At 56.9% G+C, this 16,954-nt stretch carries 18 protein-coding genes; 12 read left to right on the top strand and 6 right to left on the bottom strand.

Annotated features, from left to right (window positions below):
- The first annotated feature begins 342 nt into the window (after positions 1–342).
- The 6 genes from dps to ybiO all read left to right on the top strand — a co-directional run bounded on the left by dps (position 343) and on the right by ybiO (position 6,054).
- Positions 343–846: a DNA starvation/stationary phase protection protein Dps gene (dps, locus tag MKZ79_RS08250; RefSeq protein WP_336141161.1), complete on the top strand. Its 504-nt coding sequence runs from the start codon at positions 343–345 to the stop codon at positions 844–846.
- 98 nt (positions 847–944) lie between these two features.
- Positions 945–1,208, top strand: coding sequence for a DksA/TraR family C4-type zinc finger protein (locus tag MKZ79_RS08255; RefSeq protein WP_336141163.1), 264 nt, complete (start codon positions 945–947; stop codon positions 1,206–1,208).
- 268 nt (positions 1,209–1,476) lie between these two features.
- The gene (glnH, locus tag MKZ79_RS08260; RefSeq protein ID WP_336141164.1) at positions 1,477–2,223 is read left to right on the top strand and encodes a glutamine ABC transporter substrate-binding protein GlnH; all 747 of its coding nucleotides are present in this window, start codon (positions 1,477–1,479) and stop codon (positions 2,221–2,223) included.
- Between the two features lie 80 nt (positions 2,224–2,303).
- Complete coding sequence (gene glnP, locus MKZ79_RS08265; RefSeq protein WP_336141166.1) at positions 2,304–2,963, top strand: glutamine ABC transporter permease GlnP; 660 nt, start codon at positions 2,304–2,306, stop codon at positions 2,961–2,963.
- On the top strand, positions 2,960–3,682 hold the full coding sequence (gene glnQ, locus MKZ79_RS08270; RefSeq protein WP_336141167.1) for a glutamine ABC transporter ATP-binding protein GlnQ: 723 nt from the start codon (positions 2,960–2,962) through the stop codon (positions 3,680–3,682). Before glnP ends, glnQ begins: the two co-directional genes overlap by 4 nt.
- A 119-nt stretch (positions 3,683–3,801) precedes the next feature.
- Entirely contained in the window at positions 3,802–6,054 is a 2,253-nt protein-coding gene (gene ybiO, locus MKZ79_RS08275) for a mechanosensitive channel protein (protein ID WP_336141169.1), read from the top strand.
- A 49-nt stretch (positions 6,055–6,103) separates the two neighbouring features.
- Here the strand turns inward: ybiO and rlmF are convergent, their stop codons facing one another.
- Positions 6,104–7,036, bottom strand: a complete 933-nt coding sequence (gene rlmF / locus MKZ79_RS08280) for a 23S rRNA (adenine(1618)-N(6))-methyltransferase RlmF (RefSeq protein ID WP_336141171.1) — start codon at positions 7,034–7,036, stop codon at positions 6,104–6,106.
- A gap of 127 nt (positions 7,037–7,163) precedes the next feature.
- On the opposite strand from rlmF, the gene MKZ79_RS08285 reads away from it, so the two are divergent.
- The 4 genes from MKZ79_RS08285 (at position 7,164) to MKZ79_RS08300 (ending at position 10,180) form a co-directional block, all read left to right on the top strand.
- Complete coding sequence (locus tag MKZ79_RS08285; RefSeq protein ID WP_336141175.1) at positions 7,164–7,796, top strand: flavin reductase family protein; 633 nt, start codon at positions 7,164–7,166, stop codon at positions 7,794–7,796.
- A gap of 260 nt (positions 7,797–8,056) precedes the next feature.
- The gene (locus MKZ79_RS08290) at positions 8,057–8,581 is read left to right on the top strand and encodes a 5' nucleotidase, NT5C type (RefSeq protein WP_336141177.1); all 525 of its coding nucleotides are present in this window, start codon (positions 8,057–8,059) and stop codon (positions 8,579–8,581) included.
- A 73-nt stretch (positions 8,582–8,654) separates the two neighbouring features.
- Positions 8,655–9,809, top strand: a complete 1,155-nt coding sequence (locus MKZ79_RS08295; protein ID WP_336141179.1) for a M20 aminoacylase family protein — start codon at positions 8,655–8,657, stop codon at positions 9,807–9,809.
- Positions 9,810–10,027: 218 nt separating this feature from the next.
- Positions 10,028–10,180 carry a hypothetical protein gene (locus tag MKZ79_RS08300; RefSeq protein ID WP_336141180.1) on the top strand — a complete coding sequence of 51 codons (153 nt, stop codon included), beginning with the start codon at positions 10,028–10,030 and terminating at the stop codon, positions 10,178–10,180.
- A gap of 151 nt (positions 10,181–10,331) precedes the next feature.
- On the opposite strand, the gene ybiB is transcribed toward MKZ79_RS08300, so the two are convergent.
- The 4 genes from ybiB to MKZ79_RS08320 form a co-directional block, all read right to left on the bottom strand.
- The gene (gene ybiB, locus MKZ79_RS08305) at positions 10,332–11,303 is read right to left on the bottom strand and encodes a DNA-binding protein YbiB (RefSeq protein ID WP_336141183.1); all 972 of its coding nucleotides are present in this window, start codon (positions 11,301–11,303) and stop codon (positions 10,332–10,334) included.
- Between the two features lie 20 nt (positions 11,304–11,323).
- Positions 11,324–13,486 carry an ATP-dependent DNA helicase DinG gene (dinG, locus tag MKZ79_RS08310; RefSeq protein ID WP_336141184.1) on the bottom strand — a complete coding sequence of 721 codons (2,163 nt, stop codon included), beginning with the start codon at positions 13,484–13,486 and terminating at the stop codon, positions 11,324–11,326.
- 118 nt (positions 13,487–13,604) lie between these two features.
- Positions 13,605–14,381 carry a DUF3750 domain-containing protein gene (locus tag MKZ79_RS08315; protein ID WP_336141186.1) on the bottom strand — a complete coding sequence of 259 codons (777 nt, stop codon included), beginning with the start codon at positions 14,379–14,381 and terminating at the stop codon, positions 13,605–13,607.
- A gap of 164 nt (positions 14,382–14,545) precedes the next feature.
- A complete protein-coding gene (locus MKZ79_RS08320) occupies positions 14,546–15,085 on the bottom strand; it encodes a GNAT family N-acetyltransferase (RefSeq protein WP_336141188.1) in 540 nt (179 codons plus the stop codon).
- A gap of 217 nt (positions 15,086–15,302) precedes the next feature.
- Between MKZ79_RS08320 and MKZ79_RS08325 the strand changes: the two genes are divergently transcribed.
- The gene (locus MKZ79_RS08325) at positions 15,303–16,034 is read left to right on the top strand and encodes a MerR family transcriptional regulator (RefSeq protein WP_336141189.1); all 732 of its coding nucleotides are present in this window, start codon (positions 15,303–15,305) and stop codon (positions 16,032–16,034) included.
- A 102-nt stretch (positions 16,035–16,136) separates the two neighbouring features.
- On the top strand, positions 16,137–16,241 hold the full coding sequence (locus MKZ79_RS08330) for a protein YohO (protein WP_336141190.1): 105 nt from the start codon (positions 16,137–16,139) through the stop codon (positions 16,239–16,241).
- Here MKZ79_RS08330 and MKZ79_RS08335 read toward each other — a convergent pair.
- Positions 16,228–16,953, bottom strand: a complete 726-nt coding sequence (locus MKZ79_RS08335) for an ABC transporter permease (protein ID WP_336141191.1) — start codon at positions 16,951–16,953, stop codon at positions 16,228–16,230. The two genes, MKZ79_RS08330 and MKZ79_RS08335, sit on opposite strands and share 14 nt — an antisense overlap.
- Between the last annotated feature and the right edge of the window lies 1 nt (position 16,954).

Raw genomic sequence — 16,954 nt, forward strand, 5'->3', positions numbered from 1 at the left:
GCCTAATAAAATAATCCTCTGTTTCAGAGGATTGATTTAACTTTAATCGGATTATTCTGAGCAAAACGAATAAAAGAGGGTGAATTTCATTCATATTGTCAGGGAATAAACAGCGAACGGATAAATTTAAAAGAGGCTTATTATCAGTAAGTTAATAAAAAGGTGTAAATGAGAATATTTATTATTAACACTTGCCAGTTTATTTAGTTGAAATACCAGTGAGTTGAGGCGCAAGATCGTCGCTATTTTTGCAATAGGCAGCATCTTCATGGCAAGAGTGGAAAGCGCTGCTATACTTAATCGGTACATTTCAGGACAACTGACATTAAGAGGATATTAATGATGAGTACCGCAAAACTGGTAAAAACGACTGCAACCGATCTGCATTATACCCGCAACGACGTGGCCGACGAGGAAAAGAAAGCCACCATCGAGGTGCTGAATCGTCTGGTAACGGAATTCATTGATTTGTCCCTGATCACCAAACAGGCGCACTGGAACATGCGCGGCGCAAACTTCATCGGCGTACATGAAATGCTGGACGGCTTCCGTACCACGCTTACCGATCACCTTGACACTATCGCCGAGCGTGCGGTGCAGCTGGGTGGCGTGGCGCTGGGTACCACTCAGGTAGTGAACGACAGAACACCGCTGAAAAGCTATCCGCTGAACATTCATACCGTTCAGGATCACCTGAAGGCGCTGGCGGAACGTTACGCTATCGTGGCTAACGATACCCGTAAAGCGATTACCCAGGTAGAAGATGAAGATACCGCCGACATCTTTACTGCGGCCTCGCGCGATCTGGACAAATTCCTGTGGTTTATCGAATCTAATATCGAATAAATCGCAGCAGGCGGTCAAAGTGGCCGCCGTTTCATAGAGTAGTTACAGAGCAGATGAGGCCTTCATCTGCTTTTTCTTTTTCTTATGGAGGATTAACGATGGCCAGTGGTTGGGCACGTGATGATGCCGTACAGGAACAGATTGATTCGACGGTGGAAGATGCCGTTAATCGTGCAAGGCGCGCCATTCACCACGGCGTCAGCGCGGAGTATTGCGAAGAGTGTGGCGAACCTATTCCACAAGCACGTCGCATCGCCTTACCAGGCGTGCAATATTGCATCCAATGTCAGGCGCAGCGCGATAAGCAGCAGGCCGCCTCACTTTATAATCGCCGTGGCAGTAAAGACAGCCAGCTGCGCTGATCAATTAATTTTTCTTATCAGATTTTTCCGTCTTTTTCACTTTGTTTTTTCTTCCCGCCAGGTTACAACAGATATGCACCATGATGAAACTAATGCACCATTTTGGTGATCCATTATGGTGCATAGCGCCGCTACGGGCGCTGTTATCCCGGTTAAATTGACTCAACGTGCTGTTTTCAATATATTTCGAAAAACTGGCATAGTTTTTTCATATGGCTGCTGGCATTCAATCGGACAAATGCTTGTCCGACTGCATAAGGATAAAAAGATGAAGTCACTTGTTAAGTTTTCCCTGGCTGCGCTGACGCTGGCGTTTGCCGTCTCTTCTACCGCCGCAGAAAAAAAGCTGGTTGTCGCTACCGACACCGCCTTCGTGCCATTCGAGTTCAAACAGGGTAACCAATACGTTGGCTTCGATGTGGAACTGTGGGCCGCTATCGCGAAGGAGCTGAAGCTGGATTACACCCTCAAGCCGATGGATTTCAGCGGTATCATTCCTGGTCTGCAAACCCGCAACGTCGATCTGGCGCTGGCCGGCATTACCATCACCGATGCCCGTAAAAAAGCGATCGATTTTTCCGACAGCTACTACAAAAGCGGCCTGCTGGTAATGGTTAAAGCCAACAACGACCAGGTTAAAAGCATCAAAGATCTGGATGGCAAAGTCGTTGCAGTGAAAAGCGGTACCGGCTCGGTGGACTACGCTAAGCAGAACATTAAAGCCAAAGATCTGCGCCAGTTCCCGAATATCGACAATGCCTATATGGAACTGGGTACGGGCCGCGCTGACGCCGTCCTGCATGACACGCCAAACATCCTTTACTTTATCCATACCGCTGGCAAAGGTCAGTTTAAAGCGGTAGGCGACTCTATCGAGGCGCAGGACTACGGCATCGCCTTCCCGAAAGGCAGCGATGAACTGCGCGAGAAGGTCAACGGCGCACTGAAAACCCTGCGTGAGAACGGCACTTATAACGCTATTTATAAAAAATGGTTCGGTTCAGAACCTAAATAAGAGTGTTTTACTTTTGCAGGCGCGCGCCTCGCGCCTGCTTTTTCCACACCAACAAATGGTTTTGAACCGGAGAAATAAGAATGCAGTTTGACTGGAGCGCCATCTGGCCATCTATTCCGGCCCTGCTTGAGGGCGCCCGACTGACGCTGTGGATTTCCGTCCTCGGCCTGATCGGCGGCCTGATTATCGGCCTTATTGCGGGTTTTGCCCGCGCCTACGGCGGCTGGCTGTCGCGCAATATCGCGCTGGTTTTTATTGAGCTGATCCGCGGCACGCCGATTGTGGTGCAGGTGATGTTTATCTACTTCGCGCTGCCGATGGCGTTCAGCGATCTGCGCATCGATCCCTTCAGCGCGGCGGTGATCACTATTATGATCAACTCCGGCGCCTATATCGCCGAGATCACTCGCGGCGCCGTGCTTTCCATCAATAAAGGCTTTCGCGAAGCGGGCCTGGCGCTGGGGCTCTCCAGCCGTGAAACGCTGCGCTATGTGATTATGCCGCTGGCGCTGCGCCGTATGCTGCCGCCGCTGGGCAACCAGTGGATCGTCAGCATCAAGGATACCTCGCTGTTTATCGTTATCGGCGTGGCGGAGCTGACTCGTCAGGGCCAGGAGATCATTGCCGGTAACTTCCGCGCGCTGGAAATCTGGAGCGCCGTAGCCGTTATCTATCTGTTTATTACGCTGGTGCTGAGCTTTGTTCTGCGTCGCATTGAGAAAAGGATGAAAATCCTGTGATTGAATTTAAGAACGTCTCCAAGCACTTTGGCGAAACCCAGGTGCTGCACAATATCGATCTGACCATTAAACAGGGCGAAGTCGTGGTGATTATCGGTCCGTCAGGCTCTGGTAAATCCACGCTGCTGCGCTGCATCAACAAGCTGGAAGAGATCACCTCTGGCGAACTGATTGTGGATGGCCTGCGGGTTAACGATCCGAAAGTAGATGACCGCCTGATCCGTCAGGAAGCGGGCATGGTGTTTCAGCAGTTCCATCTTTTCCCACAGATGAGCGCGCTGGACAACGTCGCTTTCGGCCCCATCCGCGTGCGCGGCACTAATAAAGCCGACGCGCAAAAGCTGGCGAAAGAGCTGCTGGGCAAGGTTGGCCTGGCGGAGCGCGCACACCATTTCCCTTCAGAGCTTTCCGGCGGCCAGCAGCAGCGCGTTGCCATCGCCCGCGCGCTGGCGGTTAAGCCCAAAATGATGCTGTTTGACGAGCCGACTTCCGCCCTCGATCCGGAACTGCGTCACGAAGTACTGAAAGTGATGCAGGATCTGGCCGAAGAAGGCATGACGATGGTGATCGTCACGCATGAAGTGGGCTTCGCCAAAAAAGTAGCTTCCCGTCTGATCTTTATCGATAAGGGCCGTATCGCGGAAGATGGCGATCCAGCAGCGCTGATCGACAATCCGCCAGGCGCGCGCCTGCAGGAATTCCTGCAGCACGTTTCCTGATGTCACGGGGCGGTATCGCCGCCCCGCTTTCTTTGCGCTAAAAAAGCGCCCTTCCCGTTTCTCCCGGCAGACTATACTTGCTGGTCGATGCTTGTTTTGCGTCGTCTCAGGAGAAAATAATGTTGGGAGCTGCCCCATTCTGGCGCCATCTGCTCAGATGGCTACTGTTAGTCGCTGTTATCTTTTGCTATCAGGCGCGAGCCGTCAGCCCATCCGCCGCCATAGCGGCATCCCAGACCAACGCCGCCAGCGCGCCCGCTGAACCCAGCCTCGCCGAGAAAAAAGCCGCTTACGCCGCGCTGGCTAATATTTTGCAAAATGACCAGTCGCGCGCGGAACTGATCGAGCAGCTGCGCAGCGCTTCCGAAAGCGCCTCCAAAACCAAAGATCCCGTGCTGACGCCGCCGGACGAGGAAGATAAGACGGTGCTGGAGAGCGTAACGGACGTCAGTCGCCATTTCGGCAGCGAATTTTTGGGCAAGATAGAGAGGCTTCAGCGCAATATCGCCAGCGCGCCGCACAAGGCTTTTAACCCCACCACCTTTTATAATGCGCTGAGCCATTTCGCCATGCTCGCCGCTGCGCTGTTCGCCTTTTACTGGCTGCTCTGTCGGGCTGTGGCGCCGCTCTATCGCCGCATGGGCGCATGGGGAAGGCGTAAAAACAGCGAGCGCACCAGCTGGCTACATCTGCCCGCAATGATTTTGGGCGCCTTTATCATCGATCTGCTGCTGCTGGCGCTGGCGCTGTTTGTCGGTCAGTTGCTTAGCGATATGCTGAACGCGGGCAGTCGAACCATTGCTCGCCAACAGGGACTGTTTTTAAGCGCCTTTGCGCTGATTGAATTCTTCAAGGCGATCCTGCGGCTGATCTTCTGCCCGCGCTATCCGCAGCTACGCTTTTTCCATCTTTCCGACGAGCGCGCCACCTACTGGAATACCCGGCTTAGCTGGCTGAGCGGCGTTATCGGCTATGGCCTGCTGGTTATCGTCCCTATTGTTTCCAATCAGATTAACGTGCAGATTGCGGCCGTGGTCAATCTGGTATTGATGTGTGTGATTACTGCCTGGGCGCTCTGGCTGATCTTTCGCAACCGCCGTGCCGTACAGCTGGCGCTGACGCAGCTGGCCGATCGGTCGATGAGCTTTTTCTCGCTGTTTATCCGCGCTTTCGCCCTGATCTGGCACTGGCTGGCCAGCGCCTATTTTATCGCGCTGTTTTTGCTTTCGATCTTCAACCCTGGCGACAGCCTGAAGTTTATGATGTCCGCCACCGTGCGTTCGCTGGCGATAATCGGCCTGGGCGCGCTGGTTTCCGGTATACTCAGTCGCTGGATCGCCAAAACCATCATTCTTTCGCCGGAGCTGCGCCGCAACTATCCCGAGCTGCAAAAAAGAGTCAACGGCTGGGTTTCTATGATGCTGAAGCTGGCGCGCACGCTGACGGTCTTCGCTGTCTGCCTGCTGCTGCTCAATGCCTGGAATCTGTTTGATCTCTGGCACTGGCTGACGGTCGGCGCGGGCGTGAAAATGGTCGACGTGATTATCCGTATCGTGATGATCCTGTTTTTCTCGGCGGTCGGCTGGACGCTGCTAGCCAGCCTGATAGAGAGCCGTCTCGCTTCTGATTCGCACGGCAGGCCGATGCCCAGCGCCAGAACCCGCACGCTGTTGACGCTGTTCCGCAATGCGCTGGCCGTGGTCATCAGCACCATCACTATTATGATCCTGCTGTCGGAAATCGGGGTGAACATCGCGCCGCTGCTGGCGGGCGCAGGCGCGCTGGGTCTGGCGGTGTCATTCGGCTCGCAAACGCTGGTGAAGGATATTATTACCGGTATTTTTATCCAGTTTGAGAACGGCATGAATACCGGCGATCTGGTCACTATTGGCGCGATTACCGGTACGGTGGAACGCATGTCGATCCGTTCGGTCGGCGTGCGCCAGGATACCGGCGCCTACCATATTATCCCGTGGTCTTCGATCACCACGTTCGCCAACTTTGTACGCGGCATCGGCTCTTTTGTCGCCAACTACGATGTGGATCGCAGCGAGGATAGCGATAAAGTCAACGCCACGCTGCGGGCGGCGGTTAGCGAGCTAATGCAGGATGAGACGATTCGCGGCATGGTCATTGGCGAACCCAACTTCGCGGGGCTGGTAGGATTGACCAATCAGGCTTTCACCGTACGCGTCTCTTTCACTACACAACCGCTGAAGCAGTGGACGGTGCGTTTTGCGCTCGACAATAGGGTGAAAAAACATTTCGACGCGGCCGGGATCAAAGCGCCGCACCCTACCGTGCAGGTGATGCAAACGGGCAGCGAGCTGGACGCCGCCGCCAGCTATCCTTCTTTGCCAGCGCCGGAATAACGGCCATAGCCCGCGTCATTGCAGAGGCGGGCTGGCAACGCCGCGTGGGTCAGCTGCGGCTCATCTGACGCTCGCGCGCCGGTTTTTCCATAAAGGTCCAGGCGATAAAGCGGCTCTGTTTCTGGCCCTGCGCCATTTCCACGGTGCGTACCGCAACCGCACCGACCTGCTCCAGCGCGCGCCACAGCTCGGGCAGATTTTCGCGTCGCGATACCAGCGAGGTAAACCAGACGCACTGCTTCGCAAAATCCACGCTTTCGTTAATCATGCGGGCGATAAACGCCTTTTCACCGCCTTCGCACCACAGCTCATCCTGCTGGCCGCCGAAATTCAGCGGCGCGTTTTTATCCAGGCCGAGATTGCGCACCTTGCGCTGGCTCCCCTGCTGCGCGTCGCTGGCGGAAGCGTGAAACGGCGGATTGCAGATCACAGCATGATACTGCTCGTTTTTATGGATAACGCCGTGGAAAATAGCCTGGCTGTTTTTCTGGCGACGCAGGCGGATAGCGCGGTTCAGTCCGGGATTAGCAGCGATAATAGCGTTGGCGGCACGCACGGCTTCTTCATTGATCTCGCTGCCGGTAAAGCGCCATTCATATTCACGGTGACCGATCAGCGGATAGATGCAGTTAGCGCCGCAGCCAATATCCAGCACGTTAATATTGCGTGGCGGCACGGAGCGGTTATCTTCCGCCAGCAGGTCGGCCAGATGGTGAACATAGTCCGCCCGGCCCGGCACCGGTGGGCAGAGAAAGCCGTCCGGGATAGCCCACTGCTCAATCTGGTAGAAATGCTTCAGCAGAGCCTGATTCAACATCTTTACCGCGGCCGGATCGGCGAAATCCACCGACTCATCACCGTATTGATTCACGGCCACAAAAGCGGCCAGCGGCGGATGGCTGGCGATCAGGGAAGGAAAATCATAGCGGCCGCGATGGCGGTTACGGGGATGAAGCTGGGCTTTTTCAACACTTTTTTTCATGAACGGCTCTCTTATCTGCAGGCGCGTAAGATACCTGCTGCGGTAAAGATCGTAAACAATTCCCGCCTTTTTTCCCGCGCCTGAACGGCTACTATGTAGTAACTATCCTTTAAAAACAGGAGTTATGATGTCATCTTCCCGCCACTCGTATCAGCCTCGTCTGGGCCACGGTCTGCCTCACGATCCGCTTAACGCTATTATCGGGCCGCGTCCCATCGGCTGGATCAGTTCGCAAAGCGCCAGCGGCGAGCGGAATCTGGCGCCCTACAGCTTTTTTAACTGCTTTAACTATAAGCCGCCGATTATCGGCTTCTCCAGCCAGGGCTGGAAAGACAGCGTGGCGAACATTGTGGAAACCGGCGAGTTTGTCTGGAACCTGGCGACCCGCGAGCTGGCTGTCGCGATGAATGAAAGTTCCGCTTCGCTGCCGCGCGGCGAAGATGAGTTCGCTTTCGCTGGCGTGACGCCCATTCCCGCGACTCAGGTGGCGGTCAGCATGGTGGCGGAAAGCCCGGTCAATTTTGAGTGCAAGCTGACGCAGGTTATTCAACTGCAGGATGCCGACGGCGGCAAGCTGGAACAGTGGCTGGTGCTGGGCGAAGCGGTAGCTATCCATATCGACCACGCTCTGCTGGAAGACGGGATCTATCAGACGGCGAAAGCCAACCCCATTCTGCGCGCCGGCGGCCCAAGTGCTTACTACGCCATCAGCGACGAGCTGCGTTTTGACCTGGTTCGTCCGGATGCCCGCAAGTCCTGATATTCATCGTGGCTTTCGCCGATAGAACACTTTCTTTTAGCTTATTCACAACCGCTATCGTTGTAGCCTGAAAAAACGCCCGCTAACGGCCGATGCGGCCTTGCTGCATCGGCTTCCGGCTGTTTTACCCCTGGCCGACGCGAAAGCAGGTGCGTCTCTTTTTCCCTCTTCTCCTGCGATTTTCGGTCAGCGCCTGAAGCCGGGCATCGGGCTTTTTTGGTATGATAGAGAAAAATCCCGAATGCAGTCATGGAGCGATAATGAAAAGAATTGCTATTGATATGGATGAGGTCATCGCCGACTTCCATCCCAAGATGGTTGCCACTTTCAACCGCCATTTTTCGCTTGAACTGACGCACAGCGAGCTGAATCTGTTCAGCCTTTCCCGGGAAAAGCCGGAGATGCTGCAGGAAATTTTTAGCCTGGTGAGCGAGGATGTGGATTTCTTTGGCGATCTGCCGGTTATCGCCGACAGCCAGCGCGTGATTGAGGCGCTGAGCCGCCGCTACGAGATCTTTATCACTACCGCCGCCATGCAGATGCCAACTTCATTTAACGCCAAGTTCCGCTGGCTGAATACGCATTTTCCCGCCATCAAACCGAGCAACATCGTGTTCTGCGGCAATAAAAGCATTATCAACGCCGACTATATGATCGATGACAACGCCCATAATTTCGAAGGGTTTTGCGGTGAAGGGATCCTTTACAGCGCTCCGCATAACGCAGAGGTAACAGGCTACCGTCGGGTTAAAAACTGGCAGGAAATAGAGAATCTGCTGCTCTGACTTTCCGGTAAAAATTATCGCCCGGCGCGCTCTCGCGCCTGCCATCCAGCTTATCGTCCGCTAAGGAGAAAATATGATTCCCGTTTCGCTGATTCAGGAAGCTATTGCATGGCGCAGGCAGTTTCATGCCCAACCTGAGCTGGGCTATCAGGAGCACCACACTTCTCAGCGGGTCGCGGCGCTGCTGCGCGAGTTTGGCCTGCAGGTACATACGGGCCTGGCCGGCACCGGCGTGATCGGCACGCTGGAAAACGGGCTTGGCCCGACAATCGGTTTCCGTGCGGATATGGATGCGCTGCCGATCACCGAACTGGGCGATGCGCCGTGGCGTTCTGGTCAGCCAGGCGTCATGCACGCCTGCGGACACGATGGTCACACCGCCATGCTGCTGGCTGCGGCGAAGCACCTCAGCGCGACGCGCCGCTTCAGCGGCACGCTGCACTTTGTTTTTCAGCCTGCGGAAGAGAATCTGGGCGGCGCCAGAAAAATGGTCGCCGACGGTTTGTTTACCCTGTTTCCGATGGACGCCATCTATGGATTGCACAACTGGCCTGGCCTGCCGGTCGGGCATCTGGCGGTAAACAGCGGCCCGATGATGGCCTCGCTGGATGCCTTTGCCATTACGCTGCGCGGCAAGAGCTGCCACGCGGCGATGCCGGAAAACGGCGCCGATCCTGTTGTCGCCGCCGCGCAGCTGATTTTAGCGCTGCAAACCATTCCGGCCCGCCGTTTGTCGCCGCTCTCTTCTGCGGTAGTCAGCATCACGCAAATCAACGGCGGCGAGGCGATTAATGTTATCCCGGAAAGCGTAGTGCTGCGCGGTACGCTGCGCTGTCTGCAAAGCGATGTAAGAACGCGGGTGCGCACTATGATCGATGACTTTGTCACGACCTTTACCGCGCCGCTGGGCATCGACGGCAGCATTGAGTATCTGACTGACTATCCCGTGACCTGCAACGACGCCGCCGCCGCACAGCAGGTTCGCGACTGCGCGCTGGCGATGCTGCCGGCGGAAAAAGTGCACTGGGAAACCAATCCTTCCATGGCTTCTGAAGATTTCGCCTGCATGCTGGAAGCCTGTCCCGGCGCCTATTTCTGGCTGGGCGCGGATGGCGAGCGCCCTTCCGCCCCGCTGCACAATGCCCGCTACGATTTTAATGACCAGCTTATCGCGGAAGGCGTCGCGTTCTGGACGGCGCTGGCGGAAAAGCTTCTGCCGATGCGGTAAAAATCGCCGCTACTCGCTATCCGCAAATTCAGATCCACTGCAAAAAAGAGAGCAAAACGCCTGGGCTCGTAAAATATTTTGCGTAGCCCATTCCTGTTTGGCAAAACGTCACTGGTATCCTCGCTTTACCTGTCGCCTGAGTTTGCTTAAGCTTTGCAGAAGCCTGCCGCACCGGATAGCGGCCGTTTACCAAAACCTTGATCCTCACAGGAGGGGTTATGCCATTAAACTCAAATAAACGCACCAGACCGCTGACGCTGGAAGAGGCGATAGCCCTTAAGGCCCGGCGGATGAAAGAGGTTCACGCGCACTTTCAGAAGCTGGATAAAAAACGCACTGAAAGCGTGATTTTTCTTACGCCGCAGGCGTAACCGTAAAGTAAGGCTCGACGAGCCTTACTTTTGTCTTCTTCAGCCAACTTCCGTTTGCCTGAAGAGCAGGCCAGTCGTCGCTTCTCTGTCCACGGCTGAGCGTTTTTATTGCTTCTGCCCGACTGTCGCACAGGAGTGACGTTGGCCTCTCTCAATATCCCGCCTTTGCGATTTGCTCCAGCGCGCTTTCCACATCCGCCGCACGGCCTGTAGCAACATAGCAGCAGGCGATCTGCTGACGCAGCGACTGCGGCACCGCCACTTCACGATTCAGGCAGCGGCTAATCCATTCAGCGGTAGTCTGCGCATCTTTGCCCGCGGGCAGCGCGTCGCGAGCGATATCGCTCTCCAGCTGGCGCGCCAGCAGCACTTCCGGCTCCTCGCCAGCGATCAGGTTTATCGCCGGGCAGCGCTGCGGGTTGGCGTAGACCTCGCCTTCCGTGCCGTTCAGCAGCAGCGCGCGGCCACCGACCGCATGAAAAAACTTGCCGACGCGCGGGATATATTCCGGGTGCGACACGCTGGAGAGTCGCAGCGCCGCGTCTTCGCCAAAAGGCGTCAGCAGCTTGGCCAGCGTATGGGCGCTGTTACGCACGCCAAGCTGCCAGCGCAGCGAAAGCTGTCGCGCCAGCGGCGCACAAAGCGTATCGACGGTGAGGAACACCAGCTTGCCCGCTTCCAGCCGCTGCTGCGCTTCTTCCAGTGAGGACGCGGCTTGTATGCCCATTTCAGCAAAGATCGCCTCGCTGGTGACGCGGGTCGGATCGTCGCTGACGCCGTGTACCACCACCGGAAAACCCTGCGCGGAAAGCAGCAGCGCCAGCAACGGTGTCAGATTAGCCTGCTTGCGCGCGCCGTTATAGCTGGGGATAACCACCGGCATCGGCAGGCTGGCCGGCGGCTGCAGCTTCAGCACGCGCTCCTGCGTGGCCTGATAAAAACCGCGCATCTCCTCTTCGCCTTCGCCTTTGATACGCAGCGCTATCAGGATGGCGCCCATCTCCAGCGGCGGCACCTCGTCCGCCAGCATTCGACGATAAAGCTCGCTGGCGGCAGCGGCATCAAGATCGCGGGCATGATTTTTTCCGCGGCCGATCTCTTTAATGATTTTTGTATAGTCCATGCTTCTGCTCTGTTTGGTTGTTAGCGACGTCGACGACGCAGGCTTTTCTTACCCTGAACGCTTGCTACCGGCTTCGGCGGCTCGCCTGGCGGCATCGGCGGCTGCTCAATCGGGAAAACCGGCAGCGCGCCCAGCAGTCGTGCGCCATAGCTTTTGCTGAGCAGGCGACGATCGTAGATCACGATTTCGCCGAAACAGTCGTGACTACGAATTAGCCGACCTACCTGCTGAATCAGGTTAAAAGAGGCGCTGGGCAGGCTCTGTACTTCAAAAGGATAGCGCTTCAGGCTTTTCAGCCATTCACCCTCGGTCAAAATAACCGGACTGTCCACCGGCGGAAAGGCAATTTTATGGATATGCACCTGAGACAGCAGTTCGCCTTTTAAATCCAGGCCTTCGGCGAACGACTGCAGGCCTACCAGCACGCTGGTTTCGCCCTGCTGCACCTTCTTGCGGTGCAGCGCCACCAGCGCCGGACGCGGCTTATCGCCCTGCACCAGCAGCATCAGCCGCAGCTCCGGCAGGTAAGAGATAAACTGCTGCATGGCGCGACCGCTGGCGAAGAGCACCAGCAAACCTTTATGTTTGCCTTCTTTAATTTGGTGACGGAAAAAGTGCGCCATCTCCGCCAGATGCTCCACCTCGTTAGCCAGCATCGGCTCGTAGCGCATCTGCGGGATAATCAGCTTGCCCTGCTCGACATGGTTGAAAGGCGAATCCAGCGCGATAAAGCGATCGCCCGGCTTGTCGCTCAGTCCCGACATCTCCTGCAGGCGCTGGAAGCTGTTCAGCGAGCGCAGCGTAGCTGACGTCAGCACCACGTGCGGGATCTTGCGCCACAGCAGCTTTTCCAGCTGTTCGCTGACGCGGATGCCGGCGCAGTGAAACAGCAGATGGGCGTTGCCTTCGCGCAGCTCGCGGGTCACCCATTTGGAAACTGGCGCGCCGGAAGCCTGCGCCATAGAGGCGAGCCGCCAGAGCTTGCTGCTGGCTTCGAACCAGCCCAGCGCGCGGTTCATCTGAATCAGCGTGCGGTGCAGCCGCACCACGTCAAACTGGCCGGTTTTTTCGCTAAGATCGTTCAGCAGCGCCTCCGCCAGCCCGCGCAGGCCGTCGCTCAGCTTGAACAGGCGGGCGCACAGCGTCATTACCTCTTCCGGCAGCTCGCCCATCTCAAAGCGGTATTCGCCTTCCTGATTGCCGGGCGGCAGCAGCTGCGTCAGGATTTGCGACAGCTGCTGTAGCTGCTCGCGCACCTCTTCGCAGTGCGCCTTAAGCCGCTCGGGATTGCCGAGATGCGGCGGCTTCTTCGGCCGGAACTGCGCCATGCACTGCTCCACCAGCCGGCAGAAAAGATCGAGCTGCAGCGTGCTCCAGGCCGGCGTGATATCGCCGCTCATTTCCAGCGCGTCGCGCGCCACGTCCGGCAGATGATGGCCCTCGTCCAGCACCAGCAGCAGGTTTTTCGGCGGCGGCAGCACCGACTCCGTTTCCAGCGCCGCCATCACCAGCGCATGGTTGGCTACCACGACGTCGGCGTTTTCGATCTCGCGGCGAGCAAGATAAAAGGGGCATTCGCGAAACCAGTGGCAGTTGCTGCCCAGACAGTTGGCCTTGTCGGTGCTGATGCGCTGCCAGAGCGAGTCTTCTATTGTCTCTTCGCAGTGATCGCGCAGACCGTCCCACTGATGACGATCGAGATTTTTCGCCAGCGTGGTGCAAAGCGCCCGTTCATCTTTGCTGGCGGTCATTTCGTCGTCCAGAAACAGCAGCAGATCGCCCTGTTTCTCTTCATCGCCGCCCAGCGCGGAGAGGTTGCGCGGACAGACATAGCGTCCGCGACCAAAGGCGGCGGTGAATTGCAGATCGGGAATGATCTTGCGCAGCAGCGGCAGATCTTTGCTGTAGATCTGATCCTGTAGCGCCACGTTGGCGGTGCTGACCACCAGCGGCTTATCTTCCGCCCGGCTGACGGCGATGCCCGGGATCAGATAGGAGAGCGTTTTCCCCACGCCGGTCGGCGCTTCAATCGCCAGATGGCGGCCTTCATCGCCCGCCAGCGTTTTCGCCACTTCGGCAATCATCTGCCGCTGCGGCGCGCGGGAAATAAAATCGGGGATCTGCTGCTGGAGAGCTTTGTACCAGCCGGCAATTTGCGCTTTTAACGCGGCATTTAGCGCCATAACAACCACTTTTTATTGAAACGGCCTGTATTTTTACACAGTATTCCGTTCAGCAATAGCCCCTGAAAGTGAATCCTTCGGCCCGGCTCGCAACTTATCGCTCTGGCCGCCGCGCCGGTTAATCGCCGTCGTCCGTCTCAAGCTTGCTGCTGCCCAGCCTGCCGGTAAAAGGCAGCCGCAGCGCTGGATGCCTGAAATCGATGCCGAAATTAAAGGCGAGGACGTTAAACTCCAGCCCCTCTTCCGCGCCCAGCGTCAGGCCAAGAACGCCCAGTAGCGAAACCTGCAGGCCTCTGCCTGACGCAGGCAGGCCAACAGGACGACTCAGCGGACGAAAATCCTTGCCGATGGCGTTGGCGGGCAAATCCAGCTTCAGTGCAGGCACTTCCCTGCCGATATGGGCCAGAAAGGTATTGCTGTTGGGGCCGGGCCAGACGCGGTAGCTGTGTGGCCAGGGATAGCTGGCGATAGCGGCCTCAATCTGCGGGATCATCATTGCGGCGCGCTTGCCGCGATGATCGACCAGTAGCCTGGGCTTAGCGCCAAACCAGTAGCCATCAGGCAAAGCGTAGTTATGGCGCACGACATTGCTGCTGCCCCAGCTGACTACCTCATAGCGGTTGAAGCGGCTTTCGCCCGCTTTTTTATAGATAATCCAGGGATGAACGGCAAAGAGTCCGCGCCAGCCGAAAGTCGGCGCGGTATAGACCTGAACAATCGCCGTATTGATAAATTTTTGCGGATCCGGCGCTATCTCTGCTGAATCACGTCGTGCCGTAGACCAGTGCTGTCCGGTGATGGCTACGCCGCTGTGCGTGGCTTTGATATAGCTCTGTACGAATGAGAGCAGCAGCATACAGAGAAAACCGATACTGATGACTTTTGTAAGAAACATAATACCTTTAGCCGCCCGCGACAGCAGGCCTGGTCAGGAATGAAAAAAGTTAGCGAGCAGCGTTCCGTCGCTTAGGATGTGAGCAGAATCACACTACTGAAAATCGGGCCGCCATTCAATCGCTATTAGCCGAATGGTGTAATGAGGAAAATGAATAAATCCGCCTACGAGCTGGATGCCGCGGGTTCCGACAGCTTGTACATCACCGTGGTGGCATCCAGGTCGCCCTGCGTTGAGCGTGCAAAACAGGGGATCTGTCCGCAGACCTGCCAGCCCTGCGCCAGGTAAAGCTGCTCTGCCGCGTCGCCGCTGCGCGTATCCAGCACCAGCAGCGTTTTCCCCTGCTCTTGCGCCAGCTTTTCCGCCCGGGAGAGCAGTTCGCGCGCGATGCCCTGACGCCTGGCGTCTGGATGCACCAGCAATTTGGCGATCTCCGCGCGGTGAGCGCCGTTCGGCTTGCCGCAATACTCCACGATCACCGTCCCGACAATCTCCTGCTGACGACGCGCCACCAGCAGCTGCTTCTCGCCGCTGGCGAGGCTGGCGATAATACCCCGCCAAAAATTTCGCATAGGTTCAGGATTGTTATCAGTAAAACCGATACTGGCGCCCAGAGCGACACAGGCGCTCAGCACCCGGTAGAGCTGCTCGAGGGCGGATTGCGCCTCTTCTTCGCTAAGGAGCTGGCAGGTAATAGTGGTCATAATCAGCAAAATATCCTGTAAATCGTGCTTTGGCGGCACGGAGATTAGCGGGTAAACTATCGCGGTCGTTTAAAGGGCGGCCAGCGGTTTTCCGGCGCCTTTCAATAAGATATACGATGTCGTCAATCGCGCCGCAAGTTGTACAGTTAAATAATAGTTGTACAACAATGGAGAGTTGGTTAGGCTCAGGGAAGTCAAACGGGTTTTAAGGAAATGCATGGCTTTATACAGTATTGGTGACGTCGCCGAACGCTGCCGGATAAATCCCGTCACGCTGCGCGCGTGGCAGCGCCGCTACGGTTTACTGAAGCCGCAGCGCACCGAAGGCGGCCATCGTCAGTTCGATGATGAGGATATTCAGCGCATTGAAGAGATCAAGCGCTGGATTGAGAGCGGCGTGCCGGTAGGTAAAGTCAAAGCCCTGCTGGAAGGCGAAAGTGTTAACGTTCATGACGGCTGGACGGCGCTACAGGAAGAGCTGATGGCGGTGCTGCGCCACGTCAGGCCGGCGAAGCTAAGAGCGAAAGTCGCGGCCGCCGGCAAAGAACATCCCGCCGACGCGTTAATCGATCATGTTTTTATTCCTATCCGCCAGCGTCTGGGCCTGGATCAAAATACGGCCAGAACGATGTGCAGTCTGCTTGACGGCATCCTTATCGACTACGCGACCTTTTGCCTGGCGGGCAGCCGCAAAAAAATGGGCAAGGACGCGCTGATTATCGGCTGGGGCACGGAAGACCGCACGCGCATCTGGCTGGAGGCCTGGCGTCTTTCGCAGCAGGGCTGGCGGATGGAAGTGCTGGCTGAACCTTTGGATCTGCCGCGGCCCGAGCTTTTTCCCGGTCAGCAGCTGTTTATCTTTACCGGCAAGCCGCTAACCCGTCGCCAGCAGGAGCAGATCGTTCACTGGCAGGAACAGGGCTACGCCGTTACCCATCAGGCGGGTTAACGCTCGCCCCGCGTTTTCCCACAAAAACTCAGCAAAGGCTTAACGTCCGTTAATGAAAAGCGATATACTTTGCCCTCTTTTTGGCGGCAGATGGACAACGGCATGAACTGGCAGAAAATCGGCGTAACCCTTATCTTTTTAATGATGGCGCTGGGCGGCATCGGCGGCGTAATGCTTACTGGCTACACCATTCTTATTCGTTCCTGAAGCGGCGCAGCAGCCGTTCGAAAAGGCGATCCGTGATAATCGCCAGCAGCGCCACCAGACAGGCGCCCTGCAGAATATAGGCGGTATTAAAGCCGCTCAGCCCGATAATCACCGGCGATCCCAGCGTTGTGGCGCCCACCGTGGAAGCGATGGTGGCGGTGCCAATATTGATAATCACCGACGTGCGGATACCGGCCAGAATAACGGGCGCGGCCAGCGGCAGCTCTACCCTGAACAGAATCTGGCGCGGACTCATGCCGACGCCCGCCGCGACTTCTCGCACGCTGGCCGGCACGGCGCCTGTACCTGCCAGCGTGCCCTGTAGTACAGGCAGCAAGCCATACAGCAGCAGCGCCATCATCGCCGGTTTTTCGCCAAAGCCCATCACCGGTACGGCCAGCGCCAGCACGGCTACCGGCGGAAAAGTCTGTCCCGCGGCCACCAGCGTCTCCACCACCGATCGAAACTCTTCTCCCGCCCGGCGCGTGACCGCGATACCGGCGCTGACGCCAATCACCACGGCGGCAAAGCTGGAGAGCGCCACCAGACGAATATGCGCCAGCGCCAGCCTGGCGAAGCTCTCCTGCTGATAGAGCGGCCTGTCGAGCTCCGGAAACCAGCGTCCGAACAGCGGGCCGCTGTAGGGTAACAGCCACAGCAGCGCCGCAAACAGCAAAATAAGCCAAAGAAGCGGATCGCGGAACAGGCGCATG

The sequence above is a fragment of the Erwinia sp. CGal63 genome (assembly GCF_037026505.1).
GTDB lineage: Bacteria > Pseudomonadota > Gammaproteobacteria > Enterobacterales > Enterobacteriaceae > Erwinia.

Excerpts from the sequence above, each read along its gene's own strand:
- MKZ79_RS08285 (WP_336141175.1), top strand. The coding sequence starts at position 7,164 with ATGTCATCTTCCCGCCACTCGTATCAGCCTCGTCTGGGCCACGGTCTG.
- MKZ79_RS08335 (WP_336141191.1), bottom strand. The coding sequence starts at position 16,953 with ATGCGCCTGTTCCGCGATCCGCTTCTTTGGCTTATTTTGCTGTTTGCG.
- MKZ79_RS08320 (WP_336141188.1), bottom strand. The coding sequence starts at position 15,085 with ATGACCACTATTACCTGCCAGCTCCTTAGCGAAGAAGAGGCGCAATCC.
- MKZ79_RS08255 (WP_336141163.1), top strand. The coding sequence starts at position 945 with ATGGCCAGTGGTTGGGCACGTGATGATGCCGTACAGGAACAGATTGAT.
- MKZ79_RS08290 (WP_336141177.1), top strand. The coding sequence starts at position 8,057 with ATGAAAAGAATTGCTATTGATATGGATGAGGTCATCGCCGACTTCCAT.
- glnH (WP_336141164.1), top strand. The coding sequence starts at position 1,477 with ATGAAGTCACTTGTTAAGTTTTCCCTGGCTGCGCTGACGCTGGCGTTT.
- glnP (WP_336141166.1), top strand. The coding sequence starts at position 2,304 with ATGCAGTTTGACTGGAGCGCCATCTGGCCATCTATTCCGGCCCTGCTT.
- dinG (WP_336141184.1), bottom strand. The coding sequence starts at position 13,486 with ATGGCGCTAAATGCCGCGTTAAAAGCGCAAATTGCCGGCTGGTACAAA.
- ybiB (WP_336141183.1), bottom strand. The coding sequence starts at position 11,303 with ATGGACTATACAAAAATCATTAAAGAGATCGGCCGCGGAAAAAATCAT.
- MKZ79_RS08330 (WP_336141190.1), top strand. The coding sequence starts at position 16,137 with ATGAACTGGCAGAAAATCGGCGTAACCCTTATCTTTTTAATGATGGCG.
- MKZ79_RS08315 (WP_336141186.1), bottom strand. The coding sequence starts at position 14,381 with ATGTTTCTTACAAAAGTCATCAGTATCGGTTTTCTCTGTATGCTGCTG.
- MKZ79_RS08295 (WP_336141179.1), top strand. The coding sequence starts at position 8,655 with ATGATTCCCGTTTCGCTGATTCAGGAAGCTATTGCATGGCGCAGGCAG.
- rlmF (WP_336141171.1), bottom strand. The coding sequence starts at position 7,036 with ATGAAAAAAAGTGTTGAAAAAGCCCAGCTTCATCCCCGTAACCGCCAT.
- dps (WP_336141161.1), top strand. The coding sequence starts at position 343 with ATGAGTACCGCAAAACTGGTAAAAACGACTGCAACCGATCTGCATTAT.
- MKZ79_RS08300 (WP_336141180.1), top strand. The coding sequence starts at position 10,028 with ATGCCATTAAACTCAAATAAACGCACCAGACCGCTGACGCTGGAAGAG.
- MKZ79_RS08325 (WP_336141189.1), top strand. The coding sequence starts at position 15,303 with ATGGCTTTATACAGTATTGGTGACGTCGCCGAACGCTGCCGGATAAAT.
- ybiO (WP_336141169.1), top strand. The coding sequence starts at position 3,802 with ATGTTGGGAGCTGCCCCATTCTGGCGCCATCTGCTCAGATGGCTACTG.